Raw genomic sequence first — 15096 nt, forward strand, 5'->3', positions numbered from 1 at the left:
CGGTGACGACGGTCGCCAGCGTGACCAGAGCGGCAATGATCAGCGAGCGCAGCGTCACCGTCCAGTACAGCGGATCGGACACCACAGTGACAAAATTCGCCACGGTGAAGCCGGCGCCGAGCAGCGAACCGTCATTGCCGCGGAAGGCGAGAAAAAGCACGAGGCCGAGGGCAAACAGGATCAGCAGGAAAGTGACCAGAGCGCCCGGCAGCAGCATGGCGACCCGGAAGCCCTGAGAAGACCGGACCTCTGGCGCTGATGTTGCAACTAGGGTCGACATCCACCTGCCTATCGGGATTTTGAAATTGGCTTAGAGTTTTTCATATCCATGAAACTGTCAAGCAGAATCCTCTAACGGAACCCCAAGGAGATGAAGCGCCCTGGTCAGCGCTCCAACGCATCGAGCAGACGGTACCAGGCGATGGTCGCGGCGACGCCGACCTGACGGAAGGCGTGAAACGGGATCGGCCGGATCGGCGAGACCGGGAAAGGCAATTGCCTGGCGTCGCCACTTTGGAGGTAGCCGGCGATGCGCTCGCCAAGCGCGGTCATCAGGCCGACACCACGACCCTGGCAGCCGGCCACGGCCAGCAGGCCCTGCTCCGGCTCATGGATGTGCGGCAGATGGTCCGGCGTCATCGCCACGCGGCCGAACCAGCGCTTCTCGATGGCGACACCGGACAGCACGGGATAGAGCCGCCGCAGCGCCCGCTCGAGATGCGCCCAGTCGCCGGCGCTCGTCGGCAGCGCCATGCGACCCCGGCCGCCAAGCACCAGCCGGCCGTCGGCGCTCTTGCGGTAGTAGACGAGGATGCGCCTGGAGTCCGACACCGCCTGCCCTTCCGGCAGGATCGTGGCCGCCAGATCGGGCGACAGCGGCGCTGTGGCGATCTGAAAGGAATGCAGCGGCACGATCGTCTGAGCGAGACCGGGGATCAGACCGTCCGTATAGGCGTTTGTCGCCAGCACGACCGCCTTTGCCTGCAATTGCACCCCGTTTTCAGTTGAAACACGCCAAACGCCGGCGCTGTTGTCTAGCCGAACCACCTTCTGGTGTCCGGCTACCCTCACTCCAGCCGCGGTCGCGACCCGGGCAAATTCCGACGTGTAGGCGAGCGGATCGATCACACCGGCGCGGCGGTCGAGCCAGCCGCCGAGATAGCCCTGCGCACCGGTCCTGGCCGCGATCTCCGCTGCATCGAGCAACCGGACGTCGGCACCACGCGCGTGCCATTGCCGGTCGCGGTTCGCCGCCGCCTTCAGCGCGGCCTCCGTGTGCGCCGCCTGGATCCAGCCATTGCGGACGAACGGCACCGCCAGCTTCTCGTCGCGGATCAGCTCGAACACCGCATCGGCAGTCGACGCCGCGAAATTGACGAGCGCCTCGCCGCGCTCCGGGCCAAAATGCTCCAGCAGCCATTCCGGATCGTATTTCAGGCCGGGAATGACCTGACCGCCATTCAAGCCCGATGCGCCCTGGCCGATCTCGCCGGCGTCCAGCACCTGCACCGACAGGCCAAGCCGGGCGGCATGCAAGGCGGTCGACAAGCCCATGATGCCACCGCCAACGATGGCGAGATCGACACGTTCGCCATTGGGAAGCCATTGAAACGTGGAAGCTGTCTGTGGCTTGCGCCAGATCGGATCGGAGAATGCTGTCGCCAAAGGTCACCTGACTGCGCTGCGATTGGTGAAAATCCTAGTCAGAATTTCACAATTTTGAAAGAGCGCCCTGGCTTTCGTCTGTGGACTGCCGCCGAGACGATCGGAGACCCAGAGTTCCGATCGCCCGCGACGGGATAGACCTTTGACGGGAATCCGGTGAAAGTGCCGCGCCGATCCGGCCAACCCACATTGACGATCACTTCGCCACATTGTCGATCACTCAGAGGACAGAGCGCTATGACGAACCCGACCCACCTGCCCACAGAGGGCCTTTTTGTCGGACGCGCCAGAAGCAGCGATGCCGCATACCCGCTGGTCGTCGCGGTGCGCGATGGCACGGTCTTCGACATCACCTCGCGTGCGGCACCAACCATGCGCGACCTTTGCGAGATGGCCGACCCGGCTGGGCATGTCCGCTCGGCCGAAGGCAGACCGATCGGATCGCTCGATGACATCGCCGCCAACAGTTTTGAAACCGGGCGCGATCCAGCAAAACCCTACCTGCTCTCCCCGGTCGACCTGCAGGCGGTCAAGGCATCGGGCGTCACCTTCGTCGTCAGCCTGCTGGAACGGGTGATCGAGGAACAGGCGCGTGGTTCGGCTGAAAAAGCCGATGCCATCCGCGCCGACATCGCAGGACTGATCGGCCACGACCTGTCGAAGCTGAAGCCCGGTTCGCCCGAAGCGATGGAGATCAAGGCCAAGCTGATTTCGCGCGGCGCCTGGTCGCAATATCTGGAAGTGGGCATCGGCCCCGATGCCGAGATCTTCACCAAGTGCCAGCCGATGGCCTCGGTGGGCTTCGGCGCCGATGTCGGGCTGCACCCGGTGTCGACCTGGAATAATCCGGAACCCGAGATCGCCATGATCGCCGCCTCCAGCGGCCGGATCGTCGGCGCGACCATCGGCAACGACGTCAATCTGCGCGACGTCGAAGGGCGTTCGGCGCTGCTGCTCGGCAAGGCCAAGGACAACAATGCCTCGGCCTCACTCGGCCCCTTCATCCGCCTATTCGACGACAAATTCTCCATCGATGACGTCAAGCGCGCCGTCGTGCGCCTGAAAGTCGAGGGCGAGGACGGGTTCTCGCTGGAGGGCGCAAGCTCGATGGCGGAGATCAGCCGCTCGCCGGAGGAACTGGTCGCCGCGGCCATGGGGCCGCACCACCAGTATCCGGACGGGCTGGCGCTCTATCTCGGCACCATGTTCGTTCCGTCCAAGGATCGCGGCGAGAAGGGCAAGGGATTTACCCACAAGGTCGGCGACATCGTCACCATCTCGTCGGAAAAATTCGGCGCGCTGGTCAACCGCGTGCAGCTGTCGCCGGACTGTCCGCACTGGACCTACGGCGCCAGCCATCTGATGCGGGAGCTGGCCAGAGCCGATCTGATCTAGCAACTGGTGTCGTCGACGCCCTGCCAAGCGCTGCGGACCTGGTCCCGTGGGCGCAGGATGGTCGCCGGCGTGACCCTTGTCGGCGCAGGCCGCGTTCGCGCGACCCTAAACAATCACGCCAATTATCCGACAGTCGGAAAATCACCTCAGCTGATGCAATCTGATGGGACCGCTGATGACGCCCCGTCAGGCGCCCACTACACCTGCAGATGGAGGCTTGGCAGATGGAGGCTTGCCATCCGTCGAAAAAGGGGATGCTCTGACGCATTCAACCGGCGCTGGCAAAAAGACGCGGAACAAGGGACGGATTTTGAACTGACGATCTACAAACGGGAGGAAATCAAATGCTGACACGGCTAAGACTCGTTCTATACGGCCTGTTGGTGGCGCTGATGGTGGTACCAGCAGCGGCACAGGCCAAGACGTTCTACTGGATTTCGCACGGCGGTCCGGCCGATCCGGTCTGGACCTACTTCCTGGCCGGCGCCAAGCAATGGGCCAAGGACACCGGCAACACGGTCAACACCTCGTTCCACAATGGCGATGTCGCCTCGCAGCAGGAAGCGGTTCGCGCCGCCCTCTCCGCCAAGGCCGATGGTATCGTCACCACGAGCCCCGATCCGGGCAGCCTGATCGAGATCGTCAAGGAAGCGCGTGCGGCGAAAGTGCCGATCATCAATTTCAACACGCCTGATCCGAAGGCCGACTTCAACGCCTATGTCGGTGGCGACAATGTCACCTTCGGCAAGCATTGGGCGCAGTATCTGGTCGACAAAGGCCTGGTGAAGAAAGGCGACTTCGTCTGGATGCCGGTCGAAATCCCCGGCGCCACCTATGGCGTGCAGGAAGAAGAAGGCATCAAGAGCGTCTTCGAGCCGCTCGGTATCACCTATGAAATCACGGAAGCCACGCTTGATCAGGCTGAAGTGATCAACCGCATGGTCGACTACCTCACGGCCAACAAGGCCAAGGTCAAGGCGATCATCGGCCTGGGCGATCTCGTCACCGGCTCGATCAAGCGGGTGTTCGACCAGGTCGGCATCAAGCCGGGCGAAATCCCGGTCGTCGGCTGGGGCAATTCGCTCGACACCACCCAGGAAGTGCTGAACGGCTATGTCAATGCCGGCCAGTGGCAGGACCCGCAGGCGACCAGCTATGTCGCGCTTTCGCTGGCCAATATGGCCGCCGGCGGCATTCCTCCGGGCTTCAACGTCATCACCGGCGCGCTCTACGAAAAAGACACCGCGCAAATCTACGATGACATCCTGTCCGGCAAGTAACATCCAATCCTAGCAGTCGCGGCCGCCCAACGGTCGCGACTGGCTCTCCATTTCGCCGAGCCCTTCGCACGCGATGTGCAACGCTCAGCCTTCCACTCATGTCGCGGATTGCCTGTGGAAAATCATTCGCTCGTCCAACGCCTGATCGCACGGCCGGAATTCGGCCCTTTCGTGCTGCTCGTCGTCGAGATCGCCGTTTTCTGGAGTTTCAACCACGACTTCCTGTCGCCGCAGAACATCTCCAACACGCTGGCCTTCACGGTCGAGCTCGGCCTGATCGCGCTGGCGATGACGCTGTTGATGACATCGGGCGAGTTCGACCTCTCGGTCGGTTCCCTATTCGGCTTCTCGCCGGTCTTGATGTGGACCCTGTTCAACAGCGGCCTGACCTCGCTCGAGGTCGGCTTTGTCGCCGCGCTGCTGGTCGCCGCCTTCATCGGGCTGGTCAATGGCTGGTTCGTGACGCAGCTCAAGATCCCGTCCTTCCTGGTGACGCTCGGCATGCTGCTGGTGGTGCGCGGCACCGCTCTTTTCGTCACCGATGGTTTTCCGCAGCGCACCTGGACCGCGGAAGGCAGCTGGCTGGCGGAAGTGCTGGTCGGCGATTTCTTCATCGGCCCGTTCCGCATCTACATGTCGCTGTTCTGGTTCATCGCCGCGGCGATCGGGCTCGGCTATGTGCTGACGCAAAGCCGCACCGGCAACTGGATCCAGGCGGCCGGCGGCAACCCGAGTGCTGCAAGGGCGCGCGGCGTCAATGTCAGCGGCGTCAAGATCGGCCTGTTCGTGCTGTCGTCGGTCATGGCCTCGCTTGCCGGCGTCATCTCTTCGCTGCGCACTTCCGCCGCCAACCCCAACAGCGGTACCGGCTATGAGTTGGAAGTCATCGCCATGGTGGTGATCGGCGGTACCGCCCTGACCGGCGGGCGCGGCACGATCATCGGCACCGTGCTCGGCATCCTGATCCTACGCGTGATGCGCAACGGCATCGTGCTGATCGGCGTGCCCGGTCTTGCCTACAACATCTTCATCGGCGCCATCATCCTCGGCATGATGGCGCTGCATTCATGGCTGGAACGCCGGCACCAGGCGGGGACTTGAACCATGGCCGAGCCACTGATCCGCATGACGAGCATCCGCAAGTCCTATGGCCGCGTGCAGGCGCTGGAGGATGCCAATTTCCATGTCAATGAACGGGAGATCGTCGGCTTGCTCGGCGACAATGGCGCCGGCAAGTCGACGCTGATCAAGGTGCTCTCGGGTGCCGTTCCGCTGACCAGCGGCGATATCTTCATTCGCGGCAAGAAGGTGAGCCTGCGCAGCACCAGCGACGCCATCGCCCACGGCATCGAGACGATCTACCAGGACTCGGCGCTGGTGACGCAACTGTCGATCGCCCGCAATCTGTTCCTCGGGCGCGAGCCGATCAAGCCGCCGCGCTTCCTCAACCGGATGGACCAGGATGCGATGAACACGGTTGCTCGCGACTTGCTCAAGCAGGTCGGCATCTCGAAGAACATCCCGCCGACGACGCCGATCGGCTCGCTCTCCGGCGGCGAGCGCCAGGCGGTGGCGATCGCGCGCGCCATGCATTTCGACAGCGACCTGATCATTCTCGACGAGCCGACCAACAATCTCGGCGTCGCCGAAACACAGGGTGTGCTGAGCTTCGTGCGCAGCGCCCGCGATTCCGGCCATTCCTGCATTTTCATCGCCCACAACATCCACCATGTCTTCCAGGTGGTCGACCGCATCGTCGTCATGCGCCGCGGCAAGGTGGTTGCTGACGACATAGACCCCAAGAAGACCAGCGTGGCGGAGGTCGAACGGATCATCACCGGCATGTCGGACAAGGAGATCCGCGATGCCATCGCCGATGGCAAGCCATCGCACTGAGAATGGTGATGGGCGGCAATCACCCGTCACCTCAGATCGCATCGCTTGTCTGACGCGCCATCGCATGGCGAACAGGATTGCAGCATGAAAGCCACAGTTTCGGATACCGCACGCAACTGCGGGCTGTGGGTTACGGCATGAAAGCCACTGTCTCCGATATCGCTCGTAGCTGCGGGCTATCGACCGCAACGGTCGACCGGGTGCTCAACAACCGGCCGGGTGCGAGTGCGGCCAACCGCCAGCGCGTCATGGAGGCGGCCAAGCAGCTCGGCTATCTGCCGGTCGCCGATCAGGTAACGCTGCCCTCGCGGCCCGCCCACCTTGAATTCCTGCTGCCGATCGGCAGCAATGCCTTCATGCGCGATCTCGCCGGGCATATCGAGGACTACGCCGCGCGCCTGCCGCTTGTCGCCTCGTGCCGGATCCACAACCTCGCCGGTATCTCGCCGAACGCGCTGCAGAGCGCTGTCGAAAACCTGTCGCTCAGGGCCAATGGCGTCGGCGTGATCGCCGTCGATCATCCGCGTACGCGCAACATCCTGCGCGACATCGTCGATGCCGGGATGCGTCTGGTGACGCTGGTGTCCGATGTTCCGGCGGCACCGCGCGCGGCCTATGTCGGCATCGACAACCGGGTGGCGGGACGAACGGCGGCGCTGCTGATGGGACGCTTCCTTGGCGGCCGCACCGGCCATCTGGCGATGGTCGTCGGCTCACGTTCCTATCGTGGCCACGAGGAACGCGAGATGGGTTTCCGCTCGGTGCTCAGTGAGGAGTTTCCCAATCTGACCGTCAGCAGCGCCGTTGAGGTCAACGACGAGCCCGATGCCAGCTACACCGAGACCATGAAGGCGCTGCACGACGAGCCGGAACTGCTTGGCATCTATTGCGTCGGAGCTGGACATTCGGGCGTTGCAAAGGCGATCCGCGAGGCCAGGCCGAACCGCAAGCCGGTGTTCATCTGCCACGATCTGACCAAGGACACGCGCGGTCATCTCGTCGACGACCTGCTCGATATCGTCATCGACCAGAATGCACGGCTGATCGCGGAGCAGTCGGTCATCCGCCTGCTCGGCTCGATCGCCTCCTCGGCACCCTATCTGACGCGCAAGTTCATCGAACCGCGCTTGATCTTCAGGGAAAACGTCCCGGGGCAGTAATGCGAAATGGCTTGGCTAAACCGGGTTTCCGGATTTGTACGATAATTGGCACGGCAAATCTGCACAGCAGCTATGCAAGTTTCTTTGTTGCCGAATCGTTGGGCAACTCGTAGGTTCTGGTTGTCGGCCATCTACTCCTCCCAGATGCGATGCCGACGCTGAATGGGGTGCACCTCCTCCCGCGCCACATTCGAAAATCGAGCCCGCTGCCACCTCCTCCCGGCAGCGGGCTTTTTTCGTTTGGCCGACAGGGATGACGGCACAGCGACACCAAAGCGCGCCCAGTCATCACGCGATGAATGGCGCACATGGACAGGCGACAGGTCACCTCAACCGGCGGCGGCGCCCCTGAAAGAAACGATCAATCCTTCAGCCATGCGCACGAACTGCGTGCTCGGACCTTCCGACCCCACGGTCTGCACGCTAACCCGCGCGCCCTCGAGCAGAAGCGACAGCGTATCGGCGAGCAGTTCAGCCTGGCCGATGCCCGCATCCCGACATAGCGTCACAAGGCGCTCGCGCTGGGCTTCCTTGAGCTCCTTGATCACCAGCCTGGCCGGATGGTCCGGCTCGGTCAGCTCAGCGGCGGCGTTGGCCATGTCGCAGCCGCGCCCATCCGCATTGAGCATGGCAGCCGCCTTGCGAACCCAGGCATGCAGCTGGGCAAGCTTGTCACCAGGAAATTCGGCCTCGAACGCATCCCACATAGCGCCCGCCTTGGCCGCATTGGCGCGCAGGCATTCGACGATCAGTTCGTCCTTGGATTCGAAGTGACGATAGAGCGTCATCTTGTTCGTGCCGGCAGCTTCGGTGATGGCGTCGACGCCGACACCCTTGATGCCATGCTTGTGGAACATGTCGCGTGCCGTCTCCAGGATCCGATCCCGGGGACGAGAGCGCTCCACGATGCCGTCTGCCATCATGATCTCCTTTCGTTTCCAAAAAACCCTCGGCCACCTCTTGACTAGGGTGTTACCGGTCTGTAACTTCCAGAATGTTACTTACTGGTAACACCTATATCGTCCACCGTCAATAACAAGGCCGTGAACTGGCCCTGCCGACGAGAGGGACAAGAAACTGCCAATCATGCGGCCTCGGCCGGTGAAAAGATGAAAACGGTTCGCGAGCACGTGCTGCGAATCGACAGACAAGGAGCCGGCCAATGCCACAGCGCCGCGATCTTACCATAGATGAAGCCGTCCGGGATCCGATGATCCGGCTGGTCATGAGAGCCGATGGCGTCGACCCGCGCGCCTTCGAGACGATGCTGCGCTCGCTTGCCGATGCGCAGCGCAACGAGGTGCCGTTGCTGCATTCGCGGGACGACCTCGGTGACAAGCGCGGTCAAAGACTGTCCAGCGTCGCCAGCGCCTTCGGGCGGGCAAGAGCAGCCGGGGAGGCTTGCGTCTCGTGGTAAACTTTTTCATCCACCGTCCGATCTTCGCCTCGGCGATCGCCATCATCATGGTGCTCGCCGGGTCGATTTGTTATTTCCTGCTGCCCGTCTCGCAGTTTCCCGACATCACGCCGCCGCAGGTCGTGGTCAGCGCCCACTATCCAGGCGCCAGCGCGCAAGTGGTGGCCGATACGGTGACGACGCCGCTGGAGCAGCAGATCAACGGCGTGCAAGGCATGACCTACATGTCGTCGACGAGCTCCAATGACGGCTCCTCGACCATCACCATCACCTTCGATGTCGGCTATTCGCTGAGCACCGCCGCCGTCGACGTGCAGAACCGCGTCTCGCAGGCCGCCTCGTCGCTGCCGGCGATCGTCAACCAGGGCGGCGTGACGATCAAGAAGCAGAACCCGAACTTCGTCCTCATCGTCAACCTGACTTCGCCCGACAGTTCGGTCGATCCGGTGGCGCTGAGCAACCTTGCCTATCTGCAGGTGGTCGATCCGCTGAAGCGCCTGCCCGGCGTCGGCGATGTGCAGATCTTCGGCGAGCGGCGCTATTCGATGCGCGTCTGGCTCGATCCCGACAAGCTCGCCAATCTCGGCATCACCGCGGTCGATGTGCAGAACGCCATCGCCGAGCAGAATGTCCAGGTGGCGGCCGGCAAGATCGGCCAATCGCCGGCACCCGCCGGCACCGCCTTCGAGATGCAGGTCAACGCCGTCGGCCGGTTGAGCGATCCAAAGGAATTCGGCGACATCGTCGTGCGCGCCAACACCGACACCGGCTCGCTGGTCAGGCTGCGCGACGTCGCCCGCATCGAGCTCGGCGCACTGCAATATTCGTCGTCGGCCTTCTTCGGCAAGGACCCGACCGTGGTGCTCGCCGTCTACCAGATGCCCGGCTCCAACGCGCTCGATCTGCAGCAGCGCGTCAAGGACAAGATGCAGGAGCTGTCGGGCCGCTTCCCGAAGGGCGTGTCCTATGCAATGCACTACGACACGACGCGCTTCGTCTCGGCGTCGATGCATGACGTGCTGATCACGCTCGGCGAAGCGCTGGTGCTGGTCGTCGCCGTGGTGTTCCTCTTCCTGCAAAGCTGGCGCACGACGATCATCCCGACCATCGCCATTCCGGTGTCGCTGGTGGCGACGCTGGTCGTCATGGAGATGCTCGGCTTCTCGCTCAACATGCTCTCCCTGCTCGGCATGGTGCTGGCGATCGGCCTCGTCGTCGACGACGCCATCGTCGTGGTTGAGAATGTCGAACGACAGCTGGAGGCCGGACTCAAGCCGCTTGCGGCGACCAAGGCCGCAATGCGCGAGGTCACCGGACCGATCATCGCCACCACCGCGGTGCTGATGGCGGTGTTCGTGCCGGTCGCCTTCATTCCCGGCGTCTCCGGCAAGCTCTACAACCAGTTCGCGCTGACGGTGGCGATTTCCGTCGGCATCTCGGCCTTCAACTCGTTGACGCTCAGTCCCGCGCTCAGCGCGGCCTTCCTGCGGCATCGCGGCGAGACGCAGTTCGCCCCGTTCCGCTGGTTCAACACCGGCTTCGACAGGCTATCGCACGCCTACGCCAATGGCGTACGCATTCTCATCCGCTTGCGCTGGATCATGCTCGGCCTGTTCGCGGCCGGCCTGGTCGCCACCTACTTCGTCTGGCAGCGCCTGCCCTCGACCTTCCTTCCGGTCGAGGACCAGGGCTATTTCTTCGTCGTCATCCAGTTGCCCGACGGCGCGTCGCTGGAACGCACCGACGCGGTGGCGCAGAAGGCGCGTGACATCCTGCAGGCGACGCCCGGCGTCGAGATTGTCGGCTCGATCAGCGGCCTGAATTTCCTGACCAGTGCGGCGCAGTCGAATTCGGCGGTCGAATTCGCCATCCTGAAGCCGTGGGAGGAGCGCGGCCCCGACCAGAGTGCATCGAAGCTCGTCGCCGATGTGCGCGGCAAGCTGATGCAGATTCCGGAAGCTTTCGCGCTGAGCTTCGATCCGCCTTCTATCCCGGGTATCGGCACCACAGGCGGCTTCGAATTCGTCGTCGAGGATCTGACCGGCCGCGGCAGTTCAGCCCTCAACGATGCGACGCAAGCCGTGATCGCCGAGGCGCGCAAGCAGCCCGAAATCAACCCGCAGCAGCTGTTCTCGCCATTCTCGACCTCGACGCCGCAGTTCAACTACGACCTCGACCGCAGCAAGGCCAAACTGCTCGGCCTCAATCTGCCCGATGTCTTCAACACGCTGCAGATCTATCTCGGCTCGCTCTACGTCAACGACTTCAACCTGTTCGGCCGCACCTTCCGGGTGACCATCCAGGCCGACAAGGATGCACGTGCGGGTGCCGCCGACATTTCGCGGCTCTATGTGCGCAATGCCTCCGGCGGCATGGTGCCGCTCTCGACGCTGGGCAAACTCGTGCCCTTCGTCGGCCCGGAGACGGTGCCGCATTACAACAACAATGCCTCGGCCTCGATCAATGGCGGTGCCGCACCCGGCTTTTCCTCGGGCCAGGCGGTTGCCGCGATGGAACGGGCCGCCGCCATTGCGCTGCCAAGGGATTTCGGTTTCGAATGGACCGGCATCACCTTCCAGGAGCTCAAGGCAGGATCGATCGCGTCCGTCGTCTTCGGCCTCGCCATCGTCTTCGTCTTCCTGATCTTGGCGATGCAGTATGAGAGCTGGGCGATGCCGTTCATGGTGCTGTTGGCGGTGCCACTGGCCCTGTTCGGCGCCTTCGTGGCCCTGTTGCTGCGTGGCATGCAGATCGACGTCTACTCGCAGATAGGCTTCGTCATGCTGATCGGCCTGGCGGCCAAGAACGCGATCCTGATCGTCGAATTCGCAAGGCGACGGCGCGAAGAAGGCCTCAGCATCGTCGACGCGGCGATGGAGGCGGCACGGCTCCGGCTGCGGCCGATCCTGATGACGGCTTTCGCCTTCATCCTCGGCGTGCTGCCGCTGATGTTTGCCACCGGTGCCGGCGCGGCAAGCCGGCAGTCGATCGGCACCACCGTGTTCGGCGGCATGGTCGCAGCGACCATCCTGTCGCTGGTGTTCGTGCCGGTGTTCTACGCGGTCATCGAGCAGCTGCGCGAACGCCGCGGCAATGACGAGCCCGCCTCTCAAGACAATGAACCAACGACTGAGCCCGCCTTGCGCCCCCTGGCGGAAGCGGCCGAATAAGATTGGAGACTGATCATGCGTAAATGGAAAATCGCGTTGGGAACGGCCGTCGCGCTGGGAGCGATCTCGGTGGCCAGCGTCCACCTGCTCGACATGGGCAACCTCAGCCTCAATGCCGGCACGGCCGCGGCGACGCCTGCTCCGGCGGCATTCGTCATGCCGGTGCCGGTGGTTAGTGTCGTCAAGAAGACGATCCCGATCTACCTGGACTATGCCGCGCGGACGGAACCGATCCGCAGCATCACCTTGCAGGCCAGGATTCCGGGCTATCTGCAGGAGCAGACCGCAGCCGACGGCGTCGACGTCCGGCAAGGCGATCTTCTCTACAAGATCTCGCCTGACGACTTCCAGGCGGCTCTCGACCAGGCCAAGGCGCAAGTGCAGCGCGATACGGCGACGCTCGACTATGCCCGCTCCAACCTCGGTCGCGGCACCGAGCTCGCCAAGAGCGGCTACCTCGCCAAGGACGGCTTCGACCAGCGCACCAGCACCTTGCGCGAGGCACAGGCGTCGCTGGCGGTCAATCAGGCGGCGGTCCGCACGGCAGAGCTCAATTTGAGCTACGCTGAAATCCGGGCGCCGTTTGGCGGGCGTCTCGGCCGCAACCAGGCTTCGGTCGGAACGCTGGTCAGCGTTGCCGGCACCGTGCTCAACACGCTGGTGCAACTCGATCCGATCTATGTCACCTTCAACCCGAGCGAGACGGATCTGGCCGAGATCGAGCAAGCCCGCGCGAACGGCCCGATCGAAGTGGAGGTGCTGCTCCCCGGCCAGACCGAGGCCAGCCAGAAGGGCGAGCTTACCTTCATCGACAATTCGGTCGACCGCTCGACCGGCACGATCACGGCGCGCGCAACGATCGGTAACGGCAAGTTCACGCTGCTGCCCGGCCAATATGTTCGTGTCCGGCTGCATGTGAGAGAGCAGGCCGACGCGCTGATGGTGCCGCAGACGGCGCTGGGCTCGAGCCAGCTCGGCAAATATCTCTATGTCGTCGGCAAGGACAACACGGTCGACCAGCGGCTGGTTTCGCTCGGACCGACGAGCGGCGGTCAGGTCGCCATCCTCAGCGGCGTCGCCGAGGGCGACCAGGTGATCACGGGCAATCTGCAGAAGATCGGACCCGGAGCGCCTGTATCGCCGATACCGGAAAAGCCGGCCACCTGAACACCCCCGTCAGGACCCGGCTTCAGCGCGGCGCCCCGACCTTCCCACAGGTCGCGGGCGCCGCTCGACTGAGCAGTTCCACCAGACCGGCAACATCGGCGCGGTCGGCCTTGGCCACCGGCATGAATGCACAGTAGGGATGCCCGAGGCGCACGGAGACGGAGGAGAGCGCAATCAGCCGACCGGCCTCCAGATCGGCGCGCGCCATGACCCGCTGGCCAAGCGCGATGCCCAGGCCCAGCCTTGCCGAGGCGATCGCAAGGCTGGACAGGCCGACGCGCCGCCCGTGCGACGGGTCGGGTGAGCGGCTGCCGCCGGAGGCCGCAAACCAGTCAGCCCAGGTCGGGTGCGAGGCATAGTTCGGCCCCCAATTGGTGTGGATGAACTGGCTCTCGTGCAAATCCGCCAGACTGGTATCGCCATTGCCGTGCCGGTGCCAGAATTCCGGTGCGCAGACAGGCAGGACGTCGTCATGGACGAGACGGACGAGTTTCAATCCGGGATAGTGATAATCGCCATAGCTGATGCGCAGGTCGATGTTCTGGCGCATCAGGTCGACCGGATCGTCCTCGACCCGAACGTCGATCGCCATCTGCGGAAAGGCATCGAGAAGTACCGCCAGCCTCGGCGCCAGCCACAGTTCGGCCAGCGAGAACGGCACGCTGACGACCAGGCGCGTCCGCATCCCGCCCTCCAGCATACGCTGGCCTATAGCGGCGATGTCTCCCAAAGCCTTCGCGGTCTGCGGATAGATAGCGTGGCCGGCATCGGTGAGCGCGATGCGGTTGCCGGTGCGCACGAACAATTGCTTGCCGAACCAGTTCTCAAGATTGCGTATCTGCTGGCTGACCGCTGCAGAGGACACGCCGAGTTCAGAAGCGGCCAAGGTGAAGCTGCCGGCACGGGCGGCAACTTCAAAAGCCTTGATCGCATTCAGCGGCGGCAACCGTTCCACAACAGATCCATAAGTTTTTCTTGCTCAATCCTAATTATTTTCGACGTTGAGAGAAAGATTTTTTTGCCGTCTCATAGGCTCGAAACCTTCGGAGCCATGACGATGAAAGACATCCTCGATCTCGACCGCTATCCGCTCGACCGCGAAGGCAGCGCCGAATGGCAGCGCCTTGTCGAACAATCCGTCGCCGCGCTCGAAGCCGACGGCATGTTCAATCTGGAAGGGTTTTTGCGCCCCGGCGTGGCGGAACAAGCCGTGCGCGAAATCCAGCCGGTGATGGCCGCGCGCTCGCATGTGCACAAGCGGATGCACAACATCTACTTCAAGCCTGACATTCCCGAGCTTGCACCCGACCATCCGGCGCTGCGCAAGGTGGAGACCATCAGCCACACCGTCTGTGCCGACCAGATTCCGGCCAGCGTCGTGCTCGCCATCTACGAATACGAACCGCTGCTGCGCTTCCTGGCGGCGACGATGGGCAAGACCAGGCTGCATGTCATGCAGGATCCGTTGGCGCGAACCAATGTCATGGCCTATCGCGCCGGCGAGGCTTTGAACTGGCATTTCGATCGCTCCGAATTCACGACGACGCTGCTGCTGCAGGCAGCGGAATACGGCGGCGACCTCGAATACCGCACCGATCTGCGATCTGACGGCAATCCCAACTATGACGGCGTCGCAAGGCTGCTGGACGGGCGCGATCCCGATGCAAAGATCCTGCGCATGAAGCCCGGCACGCTGAATGTCTTCCGCGGCAAAAACACCGCGCATCGCGTCACCACGGTCGAAGGCGAGCGCGAGCGCATGATCGCGGTGTTTTCCTACTATGAAAAGCCCGGCGTGGTGTTCAGCCCCGAGGAGCGGGTCGGCTTCTACGGCCGTGCCGCCTGAGACCGAAAGGCCGACATGCCAACGGCCCCCAAGAATCCGAAGATGACCTCTTGTTAGATTGTCGACAATCTGCTTGTCTTGCTTTCGATTTCCCTGGGAG

The 15096-nt window shown here is 63.3% G+C and carries 12 protein-coding genes and 1 pseudogene; 9 read left to right on the plus strand and 4 right to left on the minus strand.

What is annotated here, in order from left to right:
- A pseudogene (locus tag EN893_RS03275) lies at positions 1-280 on the minus strand (ABC transporter permease); the annotation flags it as partial.
- Positions 281-384: 104 nt separating this feature from the next.
- The gene (locus tag EN893_RS03280) at positions 385-1665 is read right to left on the minus strand and encodes an FAD-dependent oxidoreductase (RefSeq protein WP_127270233.1); all 1281 of its coding nucleotides are present in this window, start codon (positions 1663-1665) and stop codon (positions 385-387) included.
- Positions 1666-1902: 237 nt separating this feature from the next.
- Here EN893_RS03280 and EN893_RS03285 point away from each other — a divergent pair, with 237 nt between their 5' ends.
- The 5 genes from EN893_RS03285 to EN893_RS03305 all read left to right on the plus strand — a co-directional run bounded on the left by EN893_RS03285 (position 1903) and on the right by EN893_RS03305 (position 7396).
- Positions 1903-3060, plus strand: a complete 1158-nt coding sequence (locus tag EN893_RS03285; RefSeq protein WP_127269324.1) for a fumarylacetoacetate hydrolase family protein — start codon at positions 1903-1905, stop codon at positions 3058-3060.
- A gap of 344 nt (positions 3061-3404) precedes the next feature.
- Positions 3405-4340, plus strand: coding sequence for a substrate-binding domain-containing protein (locus EN893_RS03290; protein ID WP_013532868.1), 936 nt, complete (start codon positions 3405-3407; stop codon positions 4338-4340).
- A gap of 114 nt (positions 4341-4454) precedes the next feature.
- Positions 4455-5441: an ABC transporter permease gene (locus EN893_RS03295; protein WP_127269325.1), complete on the plus strand. Its 987-nt coding sequence runs from the start codon at positions 4455-4457 to the stop codon at positions 5439-5441.
- A 3-nt stretch (positions 5442-5444) separates the two neighbouring features.
- The gene (locus EN893_RS03300; protein WP_127269326.1) at positions 5445-6236 is read left to right on the plus strand and encodes an ATP-binding cassette domain-containing protein; all 792 of its coding nucleotides are present in this window, start codon (positions 5445-5447) and stop codon (positions 6234-6236) included.
- Positions 6237-6373: 137 nt separating this feature from the next.
- Positions 6374-7396 (plus strand): LacI family DNA-binding transcriptional regulator, encoded by a 1023-nt coding sequence (locus EN893_RS03305; RefSeq protein WP_127270236.1) that lies wholly within the window; start codon positions 6374-6376, stop codon positions 7394-7396.
- A 329-nt stretch (positions 7397-7725) separates the two neighbouring features.
- On the opposite strand, the gene EN893_RS03315 is transcribed toward EN893_RS03305, so the two are convergent.
- Positions 7726-8316 (minus strand): TetR/AcrR family transcriptional regulator, encoded by a 591-nt coding sequence (locus EN893_RS03315; protein ID WP_127270239.1) that lies wholly within the window; start codon positions 8314-8316, stop codon positions 7726-7728.
- A 242-nt stretch (positions 8317-8558) separates the two neighbouring features.
- Between EN893_RS03315 and EN893_RS03320 the strand changes: the two genes are divergently transcribed.
- The 3 genes from EN893_RS03320 to EN893_RS03330 are packed head-to-tail and all read left to right on the plus strand — an operon-like array spanning position 8559 to position 13150.
- Complete coding sequence (locus EN893_RS03320; RefSeq protein WP_127270242.1) at positions 8559-8813, plus strand: hypothetical protein; 255 nt, start codon at positions 8559-8561, stop codon at positions 8811-8813.
- Complete coding sequence (locus EN893_RS03325) at positions 8807-11983, plus strand: multidrug efflux RND transporter permease subunit (protein ID WP_127270244.1); 3177 nt, start codon at positions 8807-8809, stop codon at positions 11981-11983. The genes EN893_RS03320 and EN893_RS03325 overlap by 7 nt, the downstream gene beginning before the upstream one ends.
- A 15-nt stretch (positions 11984-11998) precedes the next feature.
- Complete coding sequence (locus EN893_RS03330) at positions 11999-13150, plus strand: efflux RND transporter periplasmic adaptor subunit (protein ID WP_127268585.1); 1152 nt, start codon at positions 11999-12001, stop codon at positions 13148-13150.
- Between the two features lie 22 nt (positions 13151-13172).
- Here EN893_RS03330 and EN893_RS03335 read toward each other — a convergent pair whose 3' ends face one another.
- Positions 13173-14105, minus strand: coding sequence for a LysR substrate-binding domain-containing protein (locus EN893_RS03335; protein ID WP_127268584.1), 933 nt, complete (start codon positions 14103-14105; stop codon positions 13173-13175).
- A gap of 102 nt (positions 14106-14207) precedes the next feature.
- Here EN893_RS03335 and EN893_RS03340 point away from each other — a divergent pair, with 102 nt between their 5' ends.
- Entirely contained in the window at positions 14208-14996 is a 789-nt protein-coding gene (locus tag EN893_RS03340) for a 2OG-Fe(II) oxygenase (protein ID WP_127268583.1), read from the plus strand.
- Positions 14997-15096: the final 100 nt, after the last annotated feature.

This window comes from Mesorhizobium sp. M7A.F.Ca.CA.004.04.2.1 (genome assembly GCF_004022825.1).
In the GTDB taxonomy this organism is placed as follows: Bacteria; Pseudomonadota; Alphaproteobacteria; order Rhizobiales; family Rhizobiaceae; genus Mesorhizobium.

What these genes read in the sequence shown, in the direction of transcription:
- EN893_RS03340 (WP_127268583.1), top strand. Translation starts at nt 14,208, where the DNA reads ATGAAAGACATCCTCGATCTCGACCGCTATCCGCTCGACCGCGAAGGC.
- EN893_RS03290 (WP_013532868.1), top strand. Translation starts at nt 3,405, where the DNA reads ATGCTGACACGGCTAAGACTCGTTCTATACGGCCTGTTGGTGGCGCTG.
- EN893_RS03330 (WP_127268585.1), top strand. Translation starts at nt 11,999, where the DNA reads ATGCGTAAATGGAAAATCGCGTTGGGAACGGCCGTCGCGCTGGGAGCG.
- EN893_RS03320 (WP_127270242.1), top strand. Translation starts at nt 8,559, where the DNA reads ATGCCACAGCGCCGCGATCTTACCATAGATGAAGCCGTCCGGGATCCG.
- EN893_RS03285 (WP_127269324.1), top strand. Translation starts at nt 1,903, where the DNA reads ATGACGAACCCGACCCACCTGCCCACAGAGGGCCTTTTTGTCGGACGC.
- EN893_RS03305 (WP_127270236.1), top strand. Translation starts at nt 6,374, where the DNA reads ATGAAAGCCACTGTCTCCGATATCGCTCGTAGCTGCGGGCTATCGACC.
- EN893_RS03315 (WP_127270239.1), bottom strand. Translation starts at nt 8,316, where the DNA reads ATGGCAGACGGCATCGTGGAGCGCTCTCGTCCCCGGGATCGGATCCTG.
- EN893_RS03300 (WP_127269326.1), top strand. Translation starts at nt 5,445, where the DNA reads ATGGCCGAGCCACTGATCCGCATGACGAGCATCCGCAAGTCCTATGGC.